Source organism: Arthrobacter sp. Y3225116, assembly GCF_059091245.1.
Window position 1 is genome coordinate 1 of the sequence record NZ_JBNHGL010000209.1, and the last position, 4,976, is coordinate 4,976.

6 protein-coding genes are annotated in these 4,976 nt (G+C 66.0%); all 6 read right to left on the minus strand.

All coding sequences use genetic code 11. The features are described 5' to 3' along the window. Positions 1 to 144: 144 nt before the first annotated feature. The 6 genes from AC5RV2_RS14495 to AC5RV2_RS14520 all read right to left on the minus strand — a co-directional run bounded on the left by AC5RV2_RS14495 (position 145) and on the right by AC5RV2_RS14520 (position 4,947). Positions 145 to 1,161, minus strand: a complete 1,017-nt coding sequence (locus AC5RV2_RS14495) for a 3'-5' exonuclease (RefSeq protein WP_494092909.1) — start codon at positions 1,159 to 1,161, stop codon at positions 145 to 147. A 110-nt stretch (positions 1,162 to 1,271) separates the two neighbouring features. Continuing rightward, positions 1,272 to 1,961, minus strand: a complete 690-nt coding sequence (locus AC5RV2_RS14500; protein WP_494092910.1) for a hypothetical protein — start codon at positions 1,959 to 1,961, stop codon at positions 1,272 to 1,274. Further along, entirely contained in the window at positions 1,958 to 2,884 is a 927-nt protein-coding gene (locus AC5RV2_RS14505; protein WP_494092911.1) for an ABC transporter ATP-binding protein, read from the minus strand. Before AC5RV2_RS14505 ends, AC5RV2_RS14500 begins: the two co-directional genes overlap by 4 nt. Then, positions 2,881 to 3,270, minus strand: coding sequence for a GntR family transcriptional regulator (locus AC5RV2_RS14510; protein ID WP_494067165.1), 390 nt, complete (start codon positions 3,268 to 3,270; stop codon positions 2,881 to 2,883). The genes AC5RV2_RS14505 and AC5RV2_RS14510 overlap by 4 nt, the downstream gene beginning before the upstream one ends. Before the next feature lie 537 nt (positions 3,271 to 3,807). After that, positions 3,808 to 4,467, minus strand: coding sequence for a DedA family protein (locus AC5RV2_RS14515; RefSeq protein ID WP_494092912.1), 660 nt, complete (start codon positions 4,465 to 4,467; stop codon positions 3,808 to 3,810). Positions 4,468 to 4,593: 126 nt separating this feature from the next. Beyond that, positions 4,594 to 4,947 (minus strand): HNH endonuclease, encoded by a 354-nt coding sequence (locus AC5RV2_RS14520; protein WP_494092913.1) that lies wholly within the window; start codon positions 4,945 to 4,947, stop codon positions 4,594 to 4,596. Positions 4,948 to 4,976 lie beyond the last annotated feature (29 nt).

Genomic DNA, 4,976 nt, shown 5'->3' on the forward strand with positions numbered 1-4,976 from the left:
CGCACCGCCGTCGTCGCGCCGCGGCGGCACGCCCGCGAGCGCAACGCCGCCTCCCGGCTGATCGACCTGTCCGAGGAACTCACCGGGGTAGGCCTCCGGCTCTGACTCCGGCGGCCGTCGAGGGCGGCGGGTCGACGAGGGCGGTCAAGCGCTGTGCGCGGGCCAGCGTCCCCCGATCATCTGCAAAAACTCGCCTTCGGAGAGCACCTCGATCTGCTGGCCCTTGCTGTGCAGCTGCAGCACCTTGTGGGCCTTGGCGGTGACGCGGCCGCTCTTGAGGTCGGAGGCGACGAAACCGTCGCCGACGACGAGCACGGTGGTTTTCCGGGTGACGTTGCTGGCCGGCCGGGCCCCCAGCTCCGCCGCCCGGTTCTTCGCCTCCTGCCGGGACAGGCCCAGATTGCCGGTGAAGACCACTGTCTGGCCGTACAGCGGGTGGGAGTCGTCGGCAGCGTGGTTGGGCTCGGGGTTCTCCCCCTCGTCCGGCCAGTAGGTCCAGGCCGACGACGGCGCCGCGCCCCCGGCCGCACTCATCGACTGCCGCTCGAGCGCGGTCCGGGTGGGTTTGGATACCGCCGCGCTGCCGTGGAGGTAGGCCTCCAGGCGCGAGGCGCGCAACTGCATCGCGGTCAGCAGCTCGGGAATGCTGCCGGCCGAGTTGCGGCCGGCGATGTCGATCATGATGCCGGCGCAGGCCCGCGCGTCCGCCACGGCGTCGTGGTGGTTGTGCAGCGGCACGCCTGCGGCTTCGGCCACGAACGGCAGGGAATAGGACACCAGCGAGTAGCTGCGCCGCGAAAGGATCACGGTGCAGGCGTAGTCGTAGGCCGGCCCGGAGAGTTCCGAGACCTCCAGAGCGGACCGGATCACGCCCATATCGAAGGCGGCATTGTGGGCGACCAGCACGTCGGAGCCGATGAAGGCTGCCAGGTCGGCGAAGATCTCGCCGAAACGCGGCTTACCCGCCACCATGCCCGCGGTGATGCCGTGGATCTGGACGTTGCGCCGGTCGAAGTGGTCGAAGCCCTCCGGCGGCCGCATCAGCCAGGAGGCTTCCTCGACGATCCGGCCATCACGGACCTTGCTCAAGCCGACGGAGCATGGTGAGCCCCGGAACCCGTTTGCCGTCTCGAAATCGATTGCCGTGAAGTCAACTGCCACGCGTTCAACCCTAAGCGACGGCACGGACGGTTCTGCGCCCGCAACACGCGCCGACGGCGGCCCCGGCACGAGCGCTGGGGCCGCCGTCCTGCAGGCGCGTTAAGGCTTGGTCAGGGGGTGGCCCGCCGGAGGGTCAGGTAGGACCCGCCCGCCAGGGCCGCGCAGAACAGCGCCGTCCAGCCGGAGGTGCTCAGCGGGGTCTGGGCCACCAGCCACCCGCCCACGGCCGGCCACCAGCCCTGCCGTGCGATCAGGCCGAGCAGGCCGAGCAGGACCACGGCGATCGCGACCCATGTGATTAACATCCCGGTCGCCTGCCAGCGCTTGTAGATGGTGGCGAACCAGAAACCGATCATGAACAACGCCACCATGACGATGAAGTAGAACAGGATCTGCACCACGGGGCTGCTGTCGGCGATCCAGCCGAGGGCATACAGCCGGCCGTTGAAGCCCCAGCCGCCGGTGGCAACTTCCAGCAGTCCCAGCAGGTAGTACAGGACACTGACGGCAAGGGCGACCACGGCGAACAGGCCGACGGTACCGAGGTAGAAGGTACGGCGGCTCACGCTCATCGCCTGCGAGAACGGGAACGTCATGGTCAGCGATTGGATGCCCAGCGCGAAGAAGTACCACATCACCGCTTGCGCCGTCCCGGAGTGTAACGTCTGGCCGCTGGCAGGGATCATCGCCCAGATGGCCAGGGTGACCAGGAACGAACCCAGCAGGATCACGGCGGGGATGCCCAGGAAGGTCCACTTATTGATCAACTGCATGCGCGCTACGTTGATGACGCGGTTCATTTCAGGACCTCCAGCTCGGAGTGGGCGTTGGCGACGGTATCGGTTGCAGCAGTGGTCTTCCGCACCACCAGTTGTTGGAGCGACACCGGCGCCAACTCCACAGCGAGTTCCGCAGCGTGGACACGTTCGGCATCCGACAGCCTGCCGTCGATGGTCCACGAGGCCAGCGAGCCCAGCGATTCACGGTGCAGCACTTCCCGCCCCGCCGCGAAGGACCTGACGGCTGCGGCGCTGCCGGACACCGTGAAGGCCGTCCCGCGGATCGCTTCGGCGTCGTCGTCCATGACGATCCGGCCGCGGTCGATCAGCACGACGTGCTCCAGCAGGTTCGCCACCTCGTCGATCAAGTGCGAGGAAAGGATGATGGTGCGCGGATGATGGGCGAAGTCCTCAACCAGCCGGTCGTAGAAGATCTGGCGGGCGACGGCGTCGAGCCCCAGATACGGCTCGTCGAAGAATGTTATCTCCGCGCGGGACGCCAGCCCGATGATCACGCCGACGGCGGAGAGCTGGCCGCGGGAAAGCTTTTTGATCCGCCGCTTGGGCGGGAGCTGGAAATCCTCGACCAACCGGTCCGCGTAGGCCTGGTCCCAGTTCCGGAAGAACAGGGCGGCGGATTTGAAGGCCTGCCGGGGGGTGAAATCGTCCGGGTACTTCTGTGATTCCCGGATGAAGCAGATCCGGGACAGCACGGCGTCGTTTTCATACGGGTGCTGCCCGAAGACCAGCGCTTCACCGCTGCTCTGAAAGCCTTGGCCGGTCAGCACCGACATCAGCGTGGTCTTCCCGGCGCCGTTTCGGCCCAGCAACCCGTAGATCCGGTTGCCTTCCAGACGCAGGCTGACGTTGTCCAGTGCCTTGGCATCGCGGTAGGACTTGCTCACCTGCCTCAGTTCGATGGCGGGTGTGTTCTGGTAGTTCATGGGGACACGCTTCCCTCTGTCATGTCGCTGGTGGACTCGGTGCGGTGGAGCATTGCGGTCAGCTGTTCGGTGCTGATACCCAGTTTTCGTGCTTCCCGGGCCATCGGCTGAACGTACTCGCGGTAGAAGTCGTCACGCCGGCGGGCCACTAAACGGGAGCGGGCTCCGGCGGCTACGAACATGCCGATCCCCCGCTTTTTGTACAGAATCCCGTCATCGACCAAGCGGTTGACGCCTTTGGCCGCGGTGGCGGGATTGATCCGGTAGAAGGCGGCGAACTCATTGGTGGACGGTACCTGGCCTTCCTCGGCCAGCGTCCCGTCCACAATGTCGTTCTCAATGCGTTCGGCGATCTGGAGGAAGATCGGCTTCGAGTCGTCGATCACTGCCGCTCCTTCTCCCGGCCCATTGCACCGCTTGTTCGGTGCAGGGGTTCATTACTCATGTAGCTAACCATACAACAGGCGGAGCGACTGTCAATACGCGAGGGTGGCGTGTTCGCCTGCTTCCGGCCGGCTCGACCCGGAGCTCGGAGGCGAGCTCGGGGGGGGGGGAGGGACGTCAGGCAGGACTCGATACGGCGGCGGGCATCTCAAGGGCATCACGGGGCGGCGCGGCCCGTCAGGATGTGAGGGAGCACGGTGGCAGCGGGCGGCCGTCAAGGGGTGTGAGGGCGACGCCTGGCGACCGGCGGCCCGTCAATGGCGTGATGAGGCAGCACGGCGGCGGCCGGCGGCCCGTCAAAGGTGTGAGGGCAGCGGAGGCGTCAGCGGAGTGGCGTCCGTCGCCGGAAAGACCGGCGGGGCGCCACTATCGGCTAGAGCAGGATTTCTGGTGCGGAGGAGCTGGCGGCGGAGCGGAAGGAGACTACAGGGCCGGCAGCAAAGCTGACCGATGGGAGGATCAGCCCCTAGCAGCTACGGCTACGCCCGCCGGTTCCTGATCTTGCGGATCCTGGTGGTCAACCAGTACAGGCCCGCAACAACGACGACGACAATTACGATCTTCTGAAAGACGCCGGCGTACTCCTCCACGATGTGCCAGTTCTCCCCCAAGTAGAAACCGGCCAGCACGAAGATGCTGTTCCAGATCAGGCTCCCGGCTGCGGTCAGTGAGAGGAACTTGCCCATGGGCATTCGCTCGATGCCGGCGGGGATGGAAATCAGGCTGCGGAAGATCGGGATCATGCGGCCAAAGAAGACTGCCTTGTAGCCGTGGCGGTTGAACCAGGCTTCCACCTTGTCCACGTCTTCCAAATCGATCAGCGGAAGCTTGTCGGCGATGGCGCGCATGCGCCCTCGGCCCAGCCAAGCGCCCAGCCCGTAAAGCACCCACGCGCCGATAATCGAACCCAGCGTGGTCCATACCAGCGCCTCGACAAGGCTGAAGTTACCGCGGCTGGCCGTGAAGCCTGCCAGCGGGAGCACCACTTCACTTGGCAGCGGCGGGAAAAGATTCTCCAGCGCGATCGCCAGACCCGCGCCTGGTGCCCCGATGCCTTCCATCAGCCCCACGGCCCACTCGGCCACCCCGGTGAGGGCAGAGGCATTATCTGCGGACTGGGCAGGGCGGGGACCGGACATCAAGGAGGGGATCAGCGTGCTCATCGTGTACAAGTCTGCCTTACCGCACCCATCAAGACCGAACCGGGAGTCGGGTCTGGGCGGTCAGGTACCCGAAGAGGTGCAGTTCGCTCGCAAACCGCGCAGCTATAAGTTAATTGCCGTCATTGCTGGATGTGGGGAACTGCGCCTACACATCAGTCGGAAGCGTCGACGACGGCGTGCCCGCCCAGTCTGCTCCCCTAGAGCCGCTTCGACGGCGAACGCGGACCTAAAGGCACCACCTGCAGCGAGTGTGCCTGGTAGTGGTGGCGGGGTGGAGGTGTAGGTGTGTCCGGTGGGTGTGGTGGTCTCCACCGCGTGGTGCGGTCCCTCAATGGGGCGGCTGGACCAGCCTTCGGCTTCCTTTGACTGGTTGCATTGTTCGCACAGTCCCTGGCCGTTGGCCATGGTGGTTTTGCCGCCGTGTGACCAGGGCACGATGTGGTCGATGTGCCGGATCGGGGCGTCGCACCAGGGCCTGGCGCAGA